At 63.3% G+C, this 19,040-nt stretch carries 15 protein-coding genes; 12 read left to right on the top strand and 3 right to left on the bottom strand.

The annotated features are described in order from the left end of the window. Window positions 1–193: 193 nt before the first annotated feature. From RBH77_RS21900 to RBH77_RS21890, 3 genes are all read left to right on the top strand, one after another. Window positions 194–1,114 (top strand): glycosyltransferase family 2 protein, encoded by a 921-nt coding sequence (locus tag RBH77_RS21900; RefSeq protein ID WP_311029678.1) that lies wholly within the window; start codon window positions 194–196, stop codon window positions 1,112–1,114. Then, complete coding sequence (locus RBH77_RS21895; protein WP_311029677.1) at window positions 1,111–2,496, top strand: polysaccharide biosynthesis/export family protein; 1,386 nt, start codon at window positions 1,111–1,113, stop codon at window positions 2,494–2,496. Before RBH77_RS21900 ends, RBH77_RS21895 begins: the two co-directional genes overlap by 4 nt. A gap of 145 nt (window positions 2,497–2,641) precedes the next feature. Continuing rightward, entirely contained in the window at window positions 2,642–4,486 is a 1,845-nt protein-coding gene (locus tag RBH77_RS21890) for a GumC family protein (RefSeq protein ID WP_311029676.1), read from the top strand. Between the two features lie 47 nt (window positions 4,487–4,533). Here the strand turns inward: RBH77_RS21890 and RBH77_RS21885 are convergent, their stop codons facing one another. After that, window positions 4,534–4,770: a hypothetical protein gene (locus RBH77_RS21885; protein WP_311029675.1), complete on the bottom strand. Its 237-nt coding sequence runs from the start codon at window positions 4,768–4,770 to the stop codon at window positions 4,534–4,536. Window positions 4,771–4,898: 128 nt separating this feature from the next. Here RBH77_RS21885 and RBH77_RS21880 point away from each other — a divergent pair, with 128 nt between their 5' ends. From RBH77_RS21880 to RBH77_RS21840, 9 genes are all read left to right on the top strand, one after another. Further along, entirely contained in the window at window positions 4,899–6,371 is a 1,473-nt protein-coding gene (locus RBH77_RS21880) for a hypothetical protein (protein WP_311029674.1), read from the top strand. A gap of 200 nt (window positions 6,372–6,571) precedes the next feature. Beyond that, entirely contained in the window at window positions 6,572–8,479 is a 1,908-nt protein-coding gene (locus RBH77_RS21875) for an assimilatory sulfite reductase (NADPH) flavoprotein subunit (protein WP_311029673.1), read from the top strand. A gap of 12 nt (window positions 8,480–8,491) precedes the next feature. Continuing rightward, window positions 8,492–10,219 carry an NADPH-dependent assimilatory sulfite reductase hemoprotein subunit gene (locus RBH77_RS21870; protein WP_311029672.1) on the top strand — a complete coding sequence of 576 codons (1,728 nt, stop codon included), beginning with the start codon at window positions 8,492–8,494 and terminating at the stop codon, window positions 10,217–10,219. 51 nt (window positions 10,220–10,270) lie between these two features. Beyond that, window positions 10,271–11,137: a sulfurtransferase gene (locus RBH77_RS21865; RefSeq protein ID WP_311029671.1), complete on the top strand. Its 867-nt coding sequence runs from the start codon at window positions 10,271–10,273 to the stop codon at window positions 11,135–11,137. Between the two features lie 54 nt (window positions 11,138–11,191). Further along, the gene (metB, locus tag RBH77_RS21860) at window positions 11,192–12,358 is read left to right on the top strand and encodes a cystathionine gamma-synthase (RefSeq protein WP_311029670.1); all 1,167 of its coding nucleotides are present in this window, start codon (window positions 11,192–11,194) and stop codon (window positions 12,356–12,358) included. Between the two features lie 486 nt (window positions 12,359–12,844). Then, window positions 12,845–13,600, top strand: coding sequence for an SDR family NAD(P)-dependent oxidoreductase (locus RBH77_RS21855; protein WP_311029669.1), 756 nt, complete (start codon window positions 12,845–12,847; stop codon window positions 13,598–13,600). A 74-nt stretch (window positions 13,601–13,674) separates the two neighbouring features. Then, window positions 13,675–14,439: an SDR family NAD(P)-dependent oxidoreductase gene (locus RBH77_RS21850; RefSeq protein ID WP_311029668.1), complete on the top strand. Its 765-nt coding sequence runs from the start codon at window positions 13,675–13,677 to the stop codon at window positions 14,437–14,439. A 52-nt stretch (window positions 14,440–14,491) separates the two neighbouring features. Then, window positions 14,492–14,788, top strand: coding sequence for a Dabb family protein (locus RBH77_RS21845; RefSeq protein WP_311029667.1), 297 nt, complete (start codon window positions 14,492–14,494; stop codon window positions 14,786–14,788). Window positions 14,789–14,791: 3 nt separating this feature from the next. Beyond that, entirely contained in the window at window positions 14,792–16,705 is a 1,914-nt protein-coding gene (locus RBH77_RS21840; protein WP_311029666.1) for an AMP-binding protein, read from the top strand. Between the two features lie 32 nt (window positions 16,706–16,737). Here RBH77_RS21840 and RBH77_RS21835 read toward each other — a convergent pair whose 3' ends face one another. Together RBH77_RS21835 and RBH77_RS21830 are read right to left on the bottom strand one after the other, a co-directional pair. Further along, window positions 16,738–17,883, bottom strand: coding sequence for a CaiB/BaiF CoA transferase family protein (locus tag RBH77_RS21835; RefSeq protein WP_311029665.1), 1,146 nt, complete (start codon window positions 17,881–17,883; stop codon window positions 16,738–16,740). Next, entirely contained in the window at window positions 17,873–19,018 is a 1,146-nt protein-coding gene (locus RBH77_RS21830; RefSeq protein WP_311029664.1) for an acyl-CoA dehydrogenase family protein, read from the bottom strand. The genes RBH77_RS21835 and RBH77_RS21830 overlap by 11 nt, the downstream gene beginning before the upstream one ends. Window positions 19,019–19,040 lie beyond the last annotated feature (22 nt).

Genomic DNA, 19,040 nt, shown 5'->3' with positions numbered 1-19,040 from the left:
AATTTGAAGCCGCCGCTTCTGCCCCGGCAAGTTGCCCATCGGTGGTAGCGCGCCTCATCCGTCTGCGACTTGCCCACGCACTCGCGGAGCCGGCTACCTCTCTCGATACCGGCTTACAGCCTTCTTCGCGTGCTGTTTCGCTTCTGGGCTGGCCGTATCGTTCGATTGCAAGTGCCGGCAGGGAGGCCCTTTTTTGACGTTGAAGAAAGCGGAAGCACGGAAGAAGTCGGGGAAGTCTCCCGCAAGGCTTGTCGTGATCATACCCACGCTCGGGCGGGGCGGCCTTGTCACGCGGCTCCTGGCGCATCTCGAAGGGCAATCCCGTCTGCCGGACGAGGTCATCCTTTCCGCGCCGGACGAGACGCATATCGAGGCGCTGCGCTCATATCTGTTCCCCGTCAGAACGATCTTCGGCAAGACCGGGCTTGCCGCGCAACGCAACAATGCGCTTCGTTCGGTATTGGGCAGGTTCGGGATCATTACCTTTTTCGACGACGATTTCATCCCGGCCGACGACTATCTGGAAAGCGTCGGACGGGCTTTCGATCAACATCAGGACTGGGTGGTCGTAATGGGGCGTGTCGCCCGGGACGGCGCCTGCACGGCCGGGCTCGACTGGGAGGAAGGGCTCTTCGCCCTGCACGTACCGGAAAGGAATCCGCCGACCGGCGTAGCCGATCATGTCGGCGCCTATGGCTGCAACATGTCGATCCGCGCTGGCGCCATCGGAGACCTTCGCTTCGACGAGCGGCTTCCGCTCTACGGTTGGCAGGAAGACATCGATTTCACCAGCCAGTTGCGGAGCCGCGGGCACGTCGTTCGCGTCAATGCGATCCGCGGCGTCCATTTGGGTGCCAAATCAGGCAGGATCAACGGCATGCGCTTCGGCTACTCGCAGGTGGCCAATCCGCTCTATCTCATCCGTAAAGGCACGGTTCCGGCGCGGTTTGCGATGCGACTGATGCTCCGCAACATCGCCGCCAATCTCGGCCGCAGCTTCTGGCCGGAAACATACATCGACCGTCGCGGCCGACTTTACGGCAATCTCCTCGCCATCTTCCATCTGCTGGCCGGCCGCATCGAGCCCGAATACATATTGAGGATGCCCAAATGACGATGCCTGTCGCGTTCCCGTGGTCACGCCGGAAGTCGCCCTCGAAGAAGTTCTGGCTCGGTGTGGTGGCCGTGCTTCTTCTCCTGACCGGCCTTTCGCCGTCGGCCGGGGCGGAGGAATATCTGCTCGGACCTCAGGACAAGATCAGGCTCAAGGTCTACGAGTGGCGTGCCTCGCGCGACGATATCTTCGAATGGAAGGCGCTCAACGACGAATTCACCGTCGGCCCCGATGGCATGGTGTCTCTCCCGTTCGCCGGTGCGGTCCGCGCCGAGGGTCGCACGGCGATCGAACTGGGAGAGCAGATCGGCGAACGCCTCAAGGAGCATATGCAGCTCAGCAATGCACCGGATACATCCGTCGAAATCATTCTCTTCCGGCCGGTCTATGTCGTAGGCGCCGTCGCCCAGCCCGGCCAGTTTCCCTACGCACCCGATATGACTGTCCTCCAGGCAGTCACGCTCGCCGGCGGCTTGCGCGATCGTGAAGAAGGCGTCACGGGCATGGTACGCGATATGCTGACCGAGAAGGGCGACGTCGACGTGATCGGCCTCAACGCGCTGAGCCTGCTTGCGCGCAAGGCGCGTCTGCAAGCCGAGCATTCCGGCGCCGATCATATCCAGTTTCCGCCGGAGCTGACCTCGCGCGCGGACAACGGCCCCGCCGCCGAGGTGATGCGGCAGGAGCAGGCCATCTTCAAGGCACGCCGGGAGGGTCTGGAGAACCAGACCAAGGCGCTGGAGAGCCTGCGGCAGACGCTCAACGATGAACTGGGGTCGCTCCAGGGCCAGCTTGGCTTCCACGACAAGCAGATCAGTCTCATCGAGAAGGAACTGACCGGGGTATCCTCGCTCGTCGACAAGGGGATCGTCGCTGCTCCGCGCCAGATTTCGTTGGAGAGGGAACTGGCGCAGTTCCAGAGTACCCGCCTAGCCGCCGAAACAAGCCTCCTGAGATCACGGCAGGAGATAAGCCGTACCGACATCTCCATCCTCGACCTGAAGAACCGCTACGACAACGAAGTGGTCGTCTCGCTCCGAGATACGCAGTCCCAATTGGACGAACTGGCGAGCAAGATGAAGACGGCGACGGCGCTGCTGCAAAGCTCCAGTATGGCGGTGCCGAAACTGCTCGCCATGCGCGCGGCCGGAGCAAAACCCGAGCCTATCTTCACTATCGTCCGGCCTGGAAAGGGCGGTAAGGAATCCGAGATCCAGGCGGAGGAGGGGACGGCACTCGTCCCCGGCGATACGGTGAAGGTGGATATCAAGCCGGTTCTCGGGCCGGACGATTTCGACCTGTCCCTTATCGGCCCAAACAACTCCGCCGGGCAATCGAAGAAGGCTGACAATGGATTGGCGGCGGCCACTTCCACCCAGTGACCCAGCCTTCCTCTCTCTTCTGGAGGAGGCAGGTTCGCCGATAGGCGGTGTTCAGGCGGGCAGGCCGGTGGCGCTAGTGTGAGCCTTGAAGGCGACCGCGAGGCCGAGACACGCAGGCAGGCATTCCGATGACAGGTGCAGTCCGATGCTAGAGCGTACATGGCCGGCCAGCATGGCGCAGTCCCCCTTGCAGCGGGAACGGGACAGCGGCTTCACGAGCTTCGCCGATATCCTCGCATTTGTAAGGGCAAGCGCGCTTCCGATCGGCCTCTTCGTCGTGTTCGGGCTTCTTCTGGCACAGCTTTACGTGGCGACGACGGAGCCCACCTACACTGCAAGTGCCGAAGTCCTGATAACGCCGAAACTGCCGGCCTCGCTTCAATTGCAGCCTTCCGAGATAAACCTCTCGCTCGATACGGCCCAGATCGAGAGCCAGATCGTCGTGCTCCAGTCGGAAAAGATCGCCAAGCGGGTGATAGACAAGCTCGATCTTGTCCATGATGCCGACTTTACCCAGACCGATACCGTCGCCAGCCGTCTCGTTGTCCTTGAGCATATGATCCGGCAGGCGCTCGGCCTGAAAGAGGAAGCGGGGAAGCTGTGGTTTCACGAGGACCCCGCAGCCGATCCGACCGACAATTCTTCGCAGGCCGAATTCGTGCGCGCCCGGCGGACGATGGATACTTTCATGAAGAACCTCGACGTGCACAGGGTTGGCGTCTCCTATGCGCTGGAGATCGGTTTCCGCTCGCGCGATCCCGAACAGGCCGCCGAGATCGCGAATGCGACCGCTGACGCCTATATGCGCGAACAGCTCGATACGCGGGTAGATGACACGGAAAACGGCCTTCAATGGCTGGAGGATCGGATCGAGCATATCCGCGTTCAGATGAACGATGCGGCGATAGCCGCGCAGACGTTCCGCTCCCGGCACGACTATGCGATTGGCGCGCGAGCGCCCTCGTCGGAGGACAGCCCGACTGCGGACGAGGGCAAGGGGAAAGGCGTCACGCTCGATGAACTGGAAGCAACAGCCGAATCGTACAAGAAGATGTACGAAAGCTTCCTGCAGGCATTTACGACCTCGGCCAATCAGCGTCCGTCTCCGGATGCCCGCGTGATCACTCAGGCGACAAGCCCCCTTGCCCCCAGCGGCCCCCGCAAGAAGCTCATCCTGGCGTTCGGAGCGGTCAGTGGCATCATGCTGGGCTTGGGACTCGCCTTCTTGCGCAACCTGCTCGACGATACGATCCGCTCGCCGAAGCAGTTGCGCGAGGAATTCGGGCTGGAATGCCTGGGCGAGCTTCCCGCCGTGCCGCGCCGTTCGGGCGGGTTCGGTTGTTTCGACGAGGCGCTGCATGCTCCCGGCTCCCCGTTCGCCCGCAGTATCAAGGGTATAAAGGCGGCCATCGGCATTGCCTCGCTCGACCGGCCGATCCGCTTTGTCGGAGTGGCCTCGGTTTCGCCCGATGAAGGCAAGAGCATGCTGGCCGGCAATCTGGCGGCGCTATGGGCTAAGTCGGGCGCGCGTACCTTGCTGATCGACGCCGATACGGAACATTCCGTCATTTCAGGGGAAATCCCGCATGACGCCGGGAAGGATGGCAAGACCGCGGAATGGGCAGGCGCGATCGGGCCCGGTCCGAATCATGCCTTCGATATCCTGCCGAATTATATCGTGGAAAAGCACGATCTGCTTGGCGCCGGGAACGCCCAGAAGACGTTCGCCGCGCTCGATCGTTACGAGATGGTGATTGTGGATCTGCCGCCCTTCACGTCCGGAAGCCACGGCCTGGCGGCGTCCTCGCAACTGGACGGTGTGATCGTGACGGTCGGCTGGGGGAAGACCTCGCAGAACGTGGCGGCGGAACTGATCCATGCTCTTTTCATGGCAAAGGCATCCGTCCTTGGAGTGGTGCTGACGAGGGTCCGCAAATCCTCCAATGCGCGATTTCGCGTCATGCCCGGCAAACGTCTTTCCAGAAAATGACAGCCGCGAGCACCGGAAAAAGGATTGTTGCCCTGCCGGGGGTCGCGTTATTCGCGGACACGGCGCCAGAGGGCCGCGACCGCCAATCCCGCGAGATAGCCGAGTTGAAGAAGGATCGCCGATTGCAAGGTGACCCAAAGCGGAGACCAGCCGAAACCGTGGTCGCGCATCTGGAAGACAAACGCCAGAACGGCCGTCACCAGCGTAGCCGCTACCAGCGACCCGGCACGGAAGCGCAAGCCGATAAGCATCCCCGTAACCGCGACCGCAAGATACCAGGACAAGACAATGTTCCTTGCTCTGCCCACTCCGGCGCGGAGAATAGGGCGTGTCACAATCGCGGGAAAGACGGTCCTGACCGCGGCATCCGCCGGCTTGAGGTGACCGTCGCCGGGGCGGGCGGAGGTTAGCCGTGCAACCGTCGGTCAGCGGCATCCTGATCTGCGGCGCGATCCTGGTATTCGCGTGCTGGCCGACGCGGTCCCTTTTTGTCGGACTTGCCGCTTCGATGGCCTTCGGCGCGACGGCGCTGGTAACGCTTACGTCGCTCGGCGGTTCGTCGCCCCTGATCTATACGTTGTTCGCGGGACTGCTGCTCGCCATCCTTCCGCTCAGGCGAGGAATCAGGGGAGATATCGGCATTCTCTTCCGCTACAGCCATACGGCATGGCTGGTTTGCGCGCTTTTGATCTATGCGGTGATCGGCGCAGTCCTTTTCCCGAGGTTGTTTGCCGGCCAGACGAGCGTATTCGTGGCTTCGCGTACGCTGGGCGGCGTCTACGAGGTGCCGCTCGGGCCGGTATCGGGAAACATATCGCAGACAGGCTATTTCGTCCTCGGCGGCATGGTTTTCCTTGCGCTGTCCGCCAGCCTCCTGCGTGACAACGCTCTTGCGCAGGTGCGCCAGGGCTTCTTCCTGTGGTGCGCGTTGCATACGGGCTTCGGGCTTCTCGATCTCCTGGGCAAGCTCGTTGGCGCCGGCGACGTCCTCGCCTTCCTGCGGACGGCAAGCTATGCGATGCTGACCGAGACGACGCAGGCCGGCTTTGCCCGCATCGCCGGTGCCCAGTCGGAGGCATCGGCATTCGCCAGCATGTCCCTTGCCGCCCTGGCCTTCGCATTCACCTACTGGAGAAGGACCGCGTCGCGTTTTGCCCTTGCCCTCACGCTCACGCTGATGGTCCTGCTTCTGCTATCGACTTCATCAACCGCTTATGTCGGTCTTACGCTGCTGGGTATACCCGTCGCCTTCTCGATCTGCCGTTCGCTTTCCATGCGGCGGCTACATGGGCAGGAAATTTTTCTGCTGGCGCTCGGCTTCGCCAGCCTGTTCGTGGCGCTCGGACTTGCCGTCCACAACGATAAATTCTTCGACCCCATGATGCGCCTTGTGAACCAGGCGATCTTCGAGAAAGCAGGCTCCGCGTCGGGCCAGGAGCGGGGGTACTGGAACTACATAAGCCTCAAATCATTCGTGGACACGCTCGGGCTCGGTGTGGGTATCGGGAGTTCGCGGGCCTCCAGTTGGCCCGTTGCCGTGCTTTCCCAGTTGGGCGCCGTCGGCTGTATCATGCTGACATTGCTGGTTCTGGATATCGCAAGGCGTCCGGCACATCTCGATACGGCGCTCGATGTTCGGGATGCCGCCACCGTGGACAGCATTCGAGCCTGCGCCCTTGCCGGCATCGTTTCCGGCTCCCTGATAAGCGGGACGGCCGATCCAGGACTGATCTTCTTCATCTCGCTGGCAGTCGTCACAAGTTCCTCCATTCGGATTTCCCTGCAAGGGCGGTTGTCTGCAGATCAGGTTCCGATCCCGTCCGCAATCCGGTTTGCCGGCACTCGCGCGCCGGGTGCCGGTCGCCCTATTTTATGGACGAGGTGAGTCCACGGCTATTTGCAAGCTCGCGGAGGGAGCTGATTCCGGTTGCCACGAAAAAAAGTTTTTCCCAAGGAATCCGGGCTTCGCAAAACTTCCGGGTGACATTCTCCCCTCTATCTAGAATGCGTACCTCCAAAGCCGCTGAACGCGAGAATTACCGCGTAAAAGCAGCAATATAGCCTGTTTGACAGTAACGAAAACCATTGCCAGAACCGCTTGAGCGAGGCTGGATTTTCCGGCCGGCGGAAGGTATCGCGAGAGCGTATTTCGGCACCATGACAGCACTCGATTTCAGCGGACCCGGCCTGTCGGAAGAGCAGTGGCGCCAGGTCAAGACGCTCGCGACCTCGCTCGGGTCGGAGCAGGCGGTCTGGTTGAGTGGTTATTTTGCCGGTTTCGCCGAAGGCGGGCGCGGCATCGCCGTCGAAGCGCTTCGTGGCAGCGTCCCGCTTGGGCCGGTCGTCGCCGCTCCCACTACTCCTTCGGTCCGCACGCTGACCATCCTGTATGGCTCCGAGACGGGGAACAGCGCGGCCCTGGCGAAAGCGCTGGCCGAGGCCGCCCGCGCCAAAGGTGTCGAGCCGATTGTCGCCGACATGGCCGATTACAAGCCGCGCAGGCTGAAGGACGAGCAGGATCTGCTCATCATCACCTCGACGCATGGCGAGGGCGAACCGCCGCTTTCAGCCGCCGGCTTCTTCGAGTTCGTCGAAGGCCGTAAGGCGCCGCGCCTGGAAGGCGTGCGCTATTCGATTCTGGCGCTAGGCGATTCCACCTATGAATTCTTCTGCGGCGCCGGCAAGCGACTGGACGACCGGCTGGCGGAACTCGGTGCGACACGCATCCGCGACCGTGTCGATTGCGATATCGACTATGAGGACCCGTCCGCCGACTGGATTTCGTCGATCGCGGAAAAGCTTGGTCCGGCTGCGGCGACGCCGTCGCTCGCCAGTTCCATCGTGGTCGGGCATCCCGCCGCGCCGGTGGCCGCCGCCTTCGACAAGCGTAATCCCTTCCTCGCACCCGTTATCGACAATCTCGTACTCACCGGTCGCGGATCGAGCAAGGAGACGCGGCATGTCGAATTGTCGCTCGAAGGGTCCGGGCTTTCCTTCGAGCCGGGCGATGCGCTCGGCCTGACCCCGCGCAACGACCCCGTACTTGTCGAGACACTGCTTCAGGCATTGAATCTGGGGCCCGATGCAAACGTCTCGGTCAAGGACCGAACGCTGCCATTCGGCGATGCGCTGGCCGAAGCGTTCGAGATCACGGCCGCGACCCCGCGCTTCCTGGATCATTGGGCCGAACTGACAAAGTCGAATGAACTCGAATCCCTGCGTGGCGAAGACGCGCGCGAGGCGCGCGTCGCCTTCCTCGGCGCCAACCATGTCATCGACATCGTGCGCCGCTTTCCCGTGGCGGGCATCGACGCGCAGACCTTTCTCGCCGGGCTGCGCCCGCTGCAGCCGCGGCTCTATTCGATTGCGTCGAGCGCCGCTGCCGCCCCTGACGAGGTGCATCTGACCGTTTCTACCGTGCGTTACGATCTGAACGGCGAGCCGCGTTCCGGCGTGGCCTCGGGCCATCTTGCAGCGCGCGCCGAGCCGGACTCGACATTGCCAGTCTATGTGCAGGCAAACCCGCATTTCCGTCTGCCCGACGACGACAAGCCCATCATAATGATCGGCGCGGGCACAGGCGTCGCGCCCTACCGGGCCTTCCTGCAGGAACGCGAGATGCGCGGCGCCGGCGGCAAGGCCTGGCTCTTCTTCGGCGAGCGTAATTTCGACAGCGACTTCCTCTACCAGACCGAATGGCAGGATTTTCTCAAGGAGGACGTGTTGTCGCGCATGAATGTCGCCTTCTCGCGCGACCGTGCCGAGAAGATCTATGTCCAGCATCGGCTTCTGGAAGAGGCGCGCGATGTCTATGCGTGGCTGGAGGACGGCGCGCATATCTATGTCTGTGGCGATGGTGCCAAGCTCGCGCCGGACGTCCATGCGGCGCTCGCGACGGTTGTCCGTGAGCAGGGTCGGCTCGGCGAGGACGGCGCAGGCGAATATCTCTCCGCCATGCAGGCCGACCATCGTTACCAGATCGACGTTTATTGAGAAGCAGCAGCCGTGACCGTAATCAACGTGGACCGCAGCCACGATATCTCCCAGCCGCTCGAGAAGCTCAGCCCCGACGAGACGCTGAAGGCCAACAGCGACCAGTTGCGCGGTACCATCGCCGCCGGGCTGGAGGCGGAACTGACCGCCGCCGTGCCCGGCACCGACATCAAGCTGATGAAGTTCCATGGGGTCTACCAGCAGGACGACCGCGACATCCGTGACGAGCGCCGGCGGCAGAAGCTGGAGCCGGCCTATCGCTTCATGGCGCGGGTGCGGCTCCCCGGTGGCGTGCTGTCGCCCAGCCAATGGCTCAAGCTCGATGAACTCGGTCGCGCTTATGCCGGCGATACGCTGAGGCTGACGACCCGCCAGACCTTCCAGCTTCACCGTGTCCACAAGAAGAATCTACGCGCGGTCATGCAAGGGTTGCGCGACGTGCTGCTCGACACCCGGGCCGCCTGCGGCGACGATTCGCGCGGCGTCATGGCTTCGATCAACCCGCAGCTTTCCGCGCTTCATGCCGAGATCTACGCACTGGCCAAGAAGGCAAGTGACCACGCCATCCCCAAGACCGGCGCTTATCGCGAGATCTGGTACGGCGAAGAGCGGGTCGCGACGAAGGGACCGGAGGAACCGCTCTACGGCAAGACCTATATGCCGCGGAAGTTCAAGATCGGCTTCGTCATCCCGCCGATCAACGACATCGACGTCTACGCCCAGGATCTCGGCTTCATCGCCATCGTCGAAGGGAAGAAGCTCAAGGGCTTCAACATCGCCATCGGCGGCGGCATGGGTCGCACCGATAACGCGCCGAAGACCTATCCGCGGCTCGCCACCGTCATCGGCTTCATCCCCAAGGACAAGGTGATCGAGACCTGCGATGCGACGATGGAAGTCCAGCGCGACTATGGCGATCGCGCCGACCGTTCTCATGCACGCTTCAAATACACGATCGACGACAAGGGCGTGAACTTCATCAAGGCCGAGATCGAAAGCCGTCTCGGCTTTTCGCTGCAACCGGCGAAGCCCTATAATTTCACCTCCAACGGCGACGCCATCGGCTGGCAGAAGGGCGAGGACGGGCGCGAGCATTTCACGCTGTTGATCGAGAACGGCCGCGTCAGCAATTTTGCCGATATCAAGCTATTCGACGGGCTGCGCGAGATTGCCCGCGTCCATAAGGGCATGTTCCGGGTCACACCAAACCAGAACCTTATCATTGCCGACATCGAGGCCGGCGACCGGCCGGCGATCGAAGGCCTGCTCAACGAATACGGGCTGGATAGGCTGAACGCAGGCAGCGGGCTGCGCCTTAACGCCATGGCCTGTGTGGCGCTGCCGACCTGCGGACTGGCGATGGCCGAGAGCGAGCGCTACCTGCCGACCCTGATCGGGAAGATCGAGACGATCCTTGCCGAGCACGGATTGACCGACGAGCCGATCACCATCCGCATGACGGGTTGCCCGAACGGCTGCGCGCGCCCCTACATTGCCGAGATCGCCCTGACCGGGCGGGCGCCCGGCAAGTACAATCTCTATCTCGGCGGCGGCTTCCATGGTCAGCGCCTCAACAAGATGGTGCTGGAGAATGTCGGCGAGCCGGCGATCCTCGATCACCTCGCCATGGTGATCGGCCATTTCGCGAAAGAGCGGCAGCCGGACGAGCGCTTCGGCGACTTCGCCATCCGTGCCGGCTACGTCGCCGAGGTCAAGGAAGGCAGATATTTCAACGACTGAGCGGACTGGCCTTTGGCAGTGCCCGCACGGTCAAGCATGAGGCATGGAAAGATGACTAAGGCAGCAACGGATTCCCTCGTCACGGTGGATTGGCTCAACGAACATCTCGACGATCCCAAGGTTCGGGTCTTCGAGGTTTCGGTCGATCCGGGCGTCTACGAGAAGGCTCACATCCCCGGCGCTACGAATCTGAACTGGCATACGGATCTCGTCGATACGATCAACCGCGACATCGCCTCGCGCGAGAAGCTGGAAGCCCAGCTTCGCAAGGCCGGCGTCGAAAACGACACCACCGTCATCATCTATGGCGACCACAACAATTGGTTCGCCGCCTGGGGCGCATGGGTGCTCGACGTCTATGGCTTCGGTACCCGCGTCAAGCTGCTCGACGGCGGCCGCAAGCTGTGGGAGGCGCGCAAGCTGCCGCTGACCGACAAGCTGCCTGCCTTCAAGGCCTCCTCGATCACATTGCCCGAGCGCGACAACAGCCTGCGCGCGCGCCTGACCAACGTGCTCGATTTCGTCGAGGGACGCATCGACGGCAAGCTGGTCGATATCCGCTCGTCCGACGAATATCTCGGCAAGATCTTCGCGCCGGAGGGCGTGAAGGAATTGTCGATCCGCGCTGGCCATATTCCGCAGGCCGAGAACGTGCCGTGGGCCACGATCGTCAACGAGGACGGCACCTACAAGCCGCTCGACGAGATCCGCAGGATCTACGCGGACAAGGGGATCGATGGCTCGAAGCCCGTCATCACCTATTGCCGCATCGGCGAACGTTCCAGCCACACATGGTTTGCGCTGAAGCGGTTGCTCGGCTACGACGCCCGTAACTATGACGGCTCATGGACCGAATACGGCAATGCGGTCGGCGTGCCGGTCGTCAACAAGAGTGGCACCGTCTGGCTCGGCAAGTAGCAGGACATCGCGTCCCGCCCTCGACCGGCCCGACTGCGCGTTGGTGGAGAAGACATGATGGACGGGCGGGACCCAAGAACGATAGCGGCGGCGAACGGCATCGCCTCGGATACGAATTTCGGGGCAGTCACGCCGCCGCTCTATCTCAGCAGCACCTACGCCTTTACCGGTTTCGAGGCGCATCGCGGCTATGAATATAGCCGCACAGCCAATCCTGGACGGGATTTGCTGGGAGATACGTTGGCGAAACTGGAAGGCGGCGCCGGCGCGATCATCACGGCTTCGGGTATGTCCGCGGTCGATCTTGTCCTTTCGCTTATCGGGAGAGACGATCTCGTCGTGGCGCCGCACGATTGCTACGGCGGCACCTACAGGCTTCTGTGCGCCCGTCGGGACAGGGGCCATTTCGATCTCGCCTTCGTCGACCAGTCCGATCCCGCGGCGCTTGCCGCTACACTGGCGAAAAAGCCGGCTCTGGTGCTGATCGAGACGCCGTCGAATCCACTGATGCGCGTCGTCGATGTCCGCGCTATCGCCCGGCAGGCGAAGGAAGCCGGCGCGCGGGTCGCGGTCGACAACACCTTCCTGTCGCCAGCCTTGCAGCGGCCGATCCTGCTTGGCGCCGATTTCGTGATCCACTCCACGACGAAATATCTGAACGGCCATTCCGATGTCGTCGGCGGAGCGGTCGTGGCGGCGGCCGAGGCCGATGTCGAGCCGCTGCGCGCCTGGGCCAATATCACCGGCGTCACCGGTTCGCCCTTCGACGCCTATCTCACGCTGCGCGGCGTGCGTACGCTGTTCACCCGCGTCGAGCGCCAACAGGCGAACGCGGCGGCTGTCGCCTCCTTCCTGGCTGGCCACAAGGCGGTCGCGGCGGTTCATTATCCGGGCCTCGAAAGCCATTCCGGCCATGCGATAGCCAAAGCGCAGCAGAATGGGTTCGGCGCCATGCTGAGCTTCGATCTCGCCGGCGGGGTCGAGGCGGTCCGCCGCTTTGTCGAGGCCGTTCGGGTCTTTACTCTGGCGGAATCGCTGGGCGGAGTGGAAAGCCTCGTCGCGCATCCCGCCACCATGACCCATGCCGGCATGGGACCGGAAGCGCGGCGTGCGGCCGGCATCGGTGATGGCCTGCTGCGCCTTTCGGTCGGTCTGGAAGCGGAGGCGGACCTGATCGCCGATCTGAAGCGCGGCCTCGCTGCGGCCAACGAGCGAGACTAGAACTCCTCTCCTGGAAGCGGAAACCGGTTTCGGGATAAGGACATGAGTAGAATCAAGAGCTTAAAGAATGTCTGGCGAATCTGAAAGGTTGTGACGCGCTTAGTCGCGCGCATTGCACCGCATCTGCCTTGAGCTTCCATATTCTGCCCGTTGGGAACGGATGTTCTCCGACGGAGTTGCTTCCAGATATGCCGCGAGCCGTGTCAACCGGACGAGACGGGGATGGCGGACGCAGGGGTTTTTCCGGTTTCACCCTGCGGCCAACGAAAAGGCACTCGAGCGCCCAACCTGTCCGGCTCGCGCCTCTCGCGGGTGCTTTGGCCCTCCTTCCTAACTGCAGCTTGCTGCTCGAGTGATATCGTTCCCTGCTGTTGACGTGACTGAATGAATGTTCAATCATATTGCGGCGCTCCCATCGTCTGGAGCGTGGCCTGTGCGGCGCCGCCGGCGCTGGCATGGGCAGGATGATCTGGAGTCCGAGGCGCCATGGAACGTCTGAGAGGCAAGGTTGCGCTGATCACCGGTGCGGGAGGCGGCATCGGCCGCGCCACGGCGGAGCTTTTCAGCAAGGAAGGCGCGCGGGTCGTCATCGCCGAATATGACAGTGGGACAGGCCAGCAAGCGGCGGATGCGATTACGAAGGCGGGCGGCGAGGCGCTGTTCATACAGACCGACGTGACCGACGAGGCAAGCGTTATAAACGCGGTCACGGAAACGGTCCGGCATTTCGGGGCACTGCATGTCCTTTACAACAATGCAGGCGGCTCCACGATGGCGGACGGGCCATTGACGGAGGCGCCGATCGACGAATTCTGGCGCACCGTCAAGCTGGATTTGCTGGGAACATGGCTCGCCAGCCGGCATGCGATCCCCGCGATCGTCAAGGCCGGTGGCGGTTCAGTGATCAACGCGGCCTCGGTCGTGGCTTTGATGGGATGGCCGGGCAAAGATGCCTATACGGCCTGCAAGGGTGCGATCGTAGCGCTGACGCGTTCCATGGCGGTCGAGTTCGCGCCGCACAAGGTACGCGTCAACGCCGTCGCACCCTGCACGACACGCACGCCGCGTGTGATGGCCCAACTTGCCGCCAGCGAAGCGACACGGAAGCTCGTCGAACGCCATCTGGTGGATTTGGCGGAACCGGCGGATGTCGCTAACGCCGCATTGTTTCTCGCCTCGGACGAGTCGGCGCGTACAACGGGCCACATCCTTGCGGTCGACAGCGGCCTGACCATTTCCTGACGAGGAGGCTCCCTTTTGCCGCCAAAGCCAATGCGCCGAGCTTCGCCGTTGTTTTCCCGACGGGTTCGTACACGATGAAGCTGCCGACGACCCCCAGCTTTCGCCTTGATGGCAAGCGAGCGCTCGTCACAGGTGCCGGCCGAGGCATTGGGTTGGCTGCCGCCGCCGCGCTCGCAGAGGCAGGAGCCAAGGTTACTCTTGCCGCCCGCACCGAAAGCGAGATCGAAGCAGCCGCTGCCGCGATCCGCGCCGCGGGTGGCCGGGCACACGCACTGGCGCTGGATGTTTGCGACAGCGCCGGCGTCAAACGCGCCCTGGATGTGTTGCCGCCCTTCGATATCCTGGTCAACAATGCAGGAACCAATCGGCCCGGCGCGTTCCTCGAGGTCGAGGAGGCGGATTTCGATGCGCTCCTGCAACTCAATGTGCGCGCTGCCTTCTTCACGGCGCAGGCGGTGGCGCGGCGCATGGCGGCCGAGGGCGTGAAGGGTTCCATCGTCAATATCTCATCCCAGGCCGGCCACATGGCCACGAAGGGGCGGCCGGTCTACACACTGACCAAATTCGCGGTCGAAGGCATGACCAAGGCAATGGCGGTCGACCTCGCGCCGGAGGGTATCCGGGTCAACAGCATCTGCCCCACTTTCATCGAGACGGAGATGACCCGGCCCAGCCTGGAAGATCCGAAGTTCAAGGCACGTGTCCTGTCACGGATCAGGCTCGGCCGCATCGGCGCTGTGGAAGATCTCATGGGAGCGGTCGTATTTCTGGCGTCCGATGCCTCCGCGCTGATGACAGGAACCTCACTCGTCGTTGATGGCGGCTGGACCGCCGGTTGAATGGAAGAGGGCCATGCATCACGGATGCATGACCGGTTTGGAGAGCCTTCGTATGTTTCACCATATATTGTTGATGAACTTCACGCCGGATACCGGCCCGGAGTTTTTCGCCAGGGCGCAGGAATACGTCGCGCGCATCAAGGCTGAATGCGAGGGGGTGCAGAGCTATTTCCTTGCCGAAAACAAGGCAAACCGTAGCGACGGCCTGACACATGGCATCGTCGCTTTGTTCGATTCATCCGCGGCGCATGACGCCTATCAGGCTTCTCCAATTCATCAGGAGATGAAGGCATTCATGGCGACGCGCATGGCGCGTGTCGTCGTGCTCGATACGGAGCAGGGGGCCTGAGCCATGCCAGACACCGCGCCGCAGCTCGAACGCTTCATGAAGCAACACGGCTTTTCCGATTACGCGGCGCTGGTCGAGCGCGCGGATCGAGACCCTGAATGGTTCTGGCCGGCCGTCATGGCGTTCCATGACCTGAAATTCTTCAAGCCCTTCAAGCAGGTGCTGGATGTCTCGAAAGGCACGGCATGGCCGCAATGGTGCGTCGGGGGAACCACGAACCTCGCCTATAATTGCATGGAGCGGGCGCTGGAGCGCGGTTTCCCGGAGAAGATCGCGATTCTCTGGGAAGGTGAGGATGGCGAGAAGCGCTCCTGGACCTACGGCCAACTCGTTGCCGAAGCGGAGCACGCCGCCGCCGGCCTGAAGCGGCTCGGCATCGGGGCGGGCGATGTGGTCGGCATCTACATGCCTTTCTTGCCGGAAACGATTGCGGCCTTCCTCGCTATCACCCGGATCGGCGCCATCGCGTTGCCGGTCTTCTCCGGTTTCGGACCGCAGGCTTTCATAGAGCGGCTCTCCGACGCCGAGGCGAAGGCGGTAGTGACGGTCGACGTCACCTATAGGCGCGGCAAGCAGATTGCCATGGTGGAGACGGTCGACGCCGCCGCGCCTGAAATCCCATCTCTCGCGCATGTCATCGTCGTCGCACGCCATCCGGACAAATTGTCCGGCGCGCGGCTCTGGTGGCACGATCTGGTCGGCCCGGGGGAAAGCTGCCCTGCCGCCGAGATGCCGGCGGATGCGCCAGCCATGATCGCTTATACCTCAGGTACCACAGGCAAGCCGAAGGGCACCGTGCACACCCACTGCGGCTTCATGACAAAGGCCGCGCTCGATTTCGGCGTCATGCTGGACCTGACCCCCGCTGACCGCCTCCTGTGGATGAGCGACATGGGATGGCTCACCGGCCCGATCCTGGCGGCCGCGGTGCCGCTCGTCGGCGCCGGCATGGTACTGGCGGAAGGCACCCCGGACTTTCCCGATCCCGGCCGGCTCTGGCGGTTGGCGCAGGACTACGACATTTCTTTCCTGGGCGTCGCGCCGACCATGGTGCGCAATTTCATCCAGCAGCCGCCGGAAGTGGTGGAAGCCTACGACCTGCTCAAACTGCGCGTTACCGCCTCCACCGGCGAACCCTGGACGCCGGAAGCCTGGAACTGGTTCCTGGAGAAGGTCTGCAAGGGAAGGGCGCCGATCCTCAACTATTCCGGCGGCACCGAAATCGGCGGCGGTATCCTCTCCGGTAACATGCTTGATCGCAATGTTCCGCCATGCGCCTTTGCCGGACCGATCCCCGGTATGGGCGCTGCGGTTGTGGACGACGCCGGGGCGCCGTTGCCACGCGGCGAAGTCGGCGAACTTGCATTGACCATCCCGTCGATCGGGTTGTCACGCGGCCTGTGGAATGCGCCGGAGCGTTTCATCGAGACCTATTGGTCAAAGGTTCCGGATCTCTGGATCCACGGCGATTTCGCATCCGTCGACCAGAAAGGCTATTGGTACGTGCACGGCCGTTCGGACGACACGATCAAGATCGCCGGCAAACGTACCGGACCGTCCGAGATCGAGGCGGCGCTGCTTGCCACTGGCAAGGTGGCGGAGGCCGCCGTCATCGGCGTACCCGACGATATCAAAGGCTCCGCCGTGGTCTGCGTCTGCGTACCGGCCCGCGGAGTTTCCGCGACGCCGGAACTCGCCGACAGCCTGAAGCGAGCGGTGGTGGCCGCGCTCGGCGCCTCGTTCCGGCCAAAGGCGGTCGCCTTCGTTTCAGACGTGCCCAAGACCCGCAGCATGAAGATCATGCGCCGCGTGGTTCGCGCGGTCTGGCTCGGCCAGGTGGTCGGCGACCTTTCCGGTCTCGTCAATCCGGAGGCCGTTGACGATTTGAAGGCGGTGGTCGCTGCGAGAGAGGCTTGAACGGAAGGTCGCCGCTCACCCCTAAATGCCATTCAGGGCGACGACCAGCCGGTGCGGCGGGTGCCCTGATCCGGAAAGCCGCGTGCTTGGGTCTGGTCGCGCAGATGTTCGTCGATGGGCAGCGGCAGCGCCGTCATCCGGGCCGCGTCGTCGGTAACTGAACGCCGGAACAGCCCGCGTTCGCGGAAGGCGGGGTCGGCGGCAGCCTCCTCAAGCGAGGCCACAACGCAGACGCAGACATCGGCGCCGGCGAAGATCGTTCGCCACGCCTCGGCTGTCTTGCCCGCGATCAAATCCGCGATGCGGGCGCGCGTGGCATCCGGATCGCGCGCATCGTCGCGCTCGTGGGCGGGAAGGCCGATGCGCTCGCAGAACACCTGCCAGAAACGTTCCTCGATCGGCGCCGCCGCAAGATACTTCCCGTCCGCCGTGCGGTAGATCTGGTAGCGCGGCGAGCCGCCGCTGACGAGTTCGCCGCCGGGCTTCGGCCATTGCCCGGCATGTCCGCCGGCAAGGCCCCAATAGGCAAGCGTAAACAGATTGTCGCTCATGGCGACGTCGAGATGGCAGCCGCGCCCGCTCGCCTCGCGCTGCTGCAGAGCAAGCAGGATGTTCATCACCGCTGGATAGGCGCCGCCCGCAATGTCGGCGGCAAGCACCGGCGGCAGCACCGGCGCGCCGTCGGCTGCGCGCGTCAGGCCGAGCAGGCCGGTTTCGGCCATGTAATTGAGGTCGTGCCCCGCCTGCTGGGAACGGGTGCCGGTCTGACCGTAACCCGTGATCGAACAATAGATCAGCCTTGGATTTTCCCTGGAGAGTTCGGCGTAGCCGAGGCCGAGACGCTCCATCACGCCAGGACGGAACTGCTCGATCAGAACGTCGGCCGACAGCGCAAGCTCGCGGACATGCGCGCGGTCGCCCTTGTCCTTGAGGTCTGCGGTCAGGCCGCGCTTACCCCGGTTGAGCAGGGCAAAATTGCCGCTGGTGGACCCGAACGCCGGCTCGTAGCCGCGGAGTTCATCGCCGGTTCCGGGCCGCTCGACCTTGAGCACTTCGGCGCCGGCATCGGCAAGCAAGAGGCTGGCGAGCGGGCCGGGCAGCAGGTTTGAAAAGTCGAGCACGCGCACGCCGGCGAGCGGGAGCGGCGTCGGATGCGGCGCGGCGGCTTCAGGCGGCATGGCGCTTCTGCATCTCGCGCAGGATCACCAGATGCTGGATATCGTTGGTGCCCTCATAAATGCGGCAGACGCGCGCGTCGCGGTAATAGCGCTCCAGCGGATAATCGGTGAGGTAGCCGTAGCCACCAAGCGTCTGGATCGCTTCGGAACAGACCCATTCCGCCGCTTCCGAGGCGACGAGCTTCGCCATGCATGCCTCCATCAGACAGGCTTCGCCCGCATCGGCGAGTGCCGCCGCATGATGTACCATCTGACGCGCGGTTTCGATACGGGTCGCCATCGCGGCGAGCCGGAAACCTGTCATCTGATGCTCTATGATCGGTTTGCCGAACACCACGCGCTCGCGCGCATAGCTTAACGCTGCCTCATACGCCGCCCGCCCGATGCCGAGCGCCTGCGAGGCGATACCGATACGTCCGCCTTGCAGGTTGGAAAGCGCGATACGATAGCCCGCGCCCTCCGGCCCGAGCCGGTTCTCTACCGGCACGCGCACATCGTTCAAGGCGATCTGGCAAGTGTCGGAAGCATGCTGGCCGAGCTTGGATTCGACCCGCACCACCGTATAGCCGGGACTGGAGGTGGGGACGATGAAGGCGGAGATGCCTTTCGTGCCGCTCTGCGGGCCGGTGCGGGCGAAGATCAGCGCCACATCGGCGTTCTTGCCGGAAGTGATGAACTGCTTGCCGCCACTGAGGATGTACTGGTCGCCGTCTCGTACTGCCTTCGTCGCCAAGGCGCCGGCATCGGAACCGCCATGTGCTTCCGTAAGCAGGAAGGCGGAAAGCATCCGACCCTCGGCCATCGGCCGGAGGAAGCGCTCCTTCTGCTCGTCATCGCCGAAGCTGGCGATCGGCATGCAGCCGACCGAATTGTGCCCGCTCATCACCGTGGCGGTGGCGGCATCGCCCGCCGCGATCTCTTCGAGCGCCAGCGAGGTCGAAATATAATCGGCACCCGCGCCGCCCCATTCCGCCGGCACGTTCATGCCCATCAGGCCGAGCCGGCCCATCTCACGGATTTCTTCGGCCGGGAAATGGCTTTCGCGATCCCATTTCGCCGCATTCGGCGCAAGCCGCTCCTGCGCGAACTGTCGCGCCATGTCGCGGATCATGGTCTGTTGCTCATTGAGGATCATGACGCGGCCTCCGATAGCGGAA

This window comes from Mesorhizobium koreense, from assembly GCF_031656215.1.
In the GTDB taxonomy this organism is placed as follows: domain Bacteria; phylum Pseudomonadota; class Alphaproteobacteria; order Rhizobiales; family Rhizobiaceae; genus Mesorhizobium_L; species Mesorhizobium_L koreense.
This window is presented reverse-complemented; position numbering and strand designations above follow the sequence as displayed.

Excerpts from the sequence above, each read along its gene's own strand:
- RBH77_RS21835 (WP_311029665.1), bottom strand. The coding sequence starts at position 17,883 with ATGCCGCCTGAAGCCGCCGCGCCGCATCCGACGCCGCTCCCGCTCGCC.
- RBH77_RS21895 (WP_311029677.1), top strand. The coding sequence starts at position 1,111 with ATGACGATGCCTGTCGCGTTCCCGTGGTCACGCCGGAAGTCGCCCTCG.
- RBH77_RS21830 (WP_311029664.1), bottom strand. The coding sequence starts at position 19,018 with ATGATCCTCAATGAGCAACAGACCATGATCCGCGACATGGCGCGACAG.
- RBH77_RS21850 (WP_311029668.1), top strand. The coding sequence starts at position 13,675 with ATGAAGCTGCCGACGACCCCCAGCTTTCGCCTTGATGGCAAGCGAGCG.
- RBH77_RS21855 (WP_311029669.1), top strand. The coding sequence starts at position 12,845 with ATGGAACGTCTGAGAGGCAAGGTTGCGCTGATCACCGGTGCGGGAGGC.
- RBH77_RS21865 (WP_311029671.1), top strand. The coding sequence starts at position 10,271 with ATGACTAAGGCAGCAACGGATTCCCTCGTCACGGTGGATTGGCTCAAC.
- RBH77_RS21890 (WP_311029676.1), top strand. The coding sequence starts at position 2,642 with ATGCTAGAGCGTACATGGCCGGCCAGCATGGCGCAGTCCCCCTTGCAG.
- metB (WP_311029670.1), top strand. The coding sequence starts at position 11,192 with ATGATGGACGGGCGGGACCCAAGAACGATAGCGGCGGCGAACGGCATC.
- RBH77_RS21845 (WP_311029667.1), top strand. The coding sequence starts at position 14,492 with ATGTTTCACCATATATTGTTGATGAACTTCACGCCGGATACCGGCCCG.
- RBH77_RS21840 (WP_311029666.1), top strand. The coding sequence starts at position 14,792 with ATGCCAGACACCGCGCCGCAGCTCGAACGCTTCATGAAGCAACACGGC.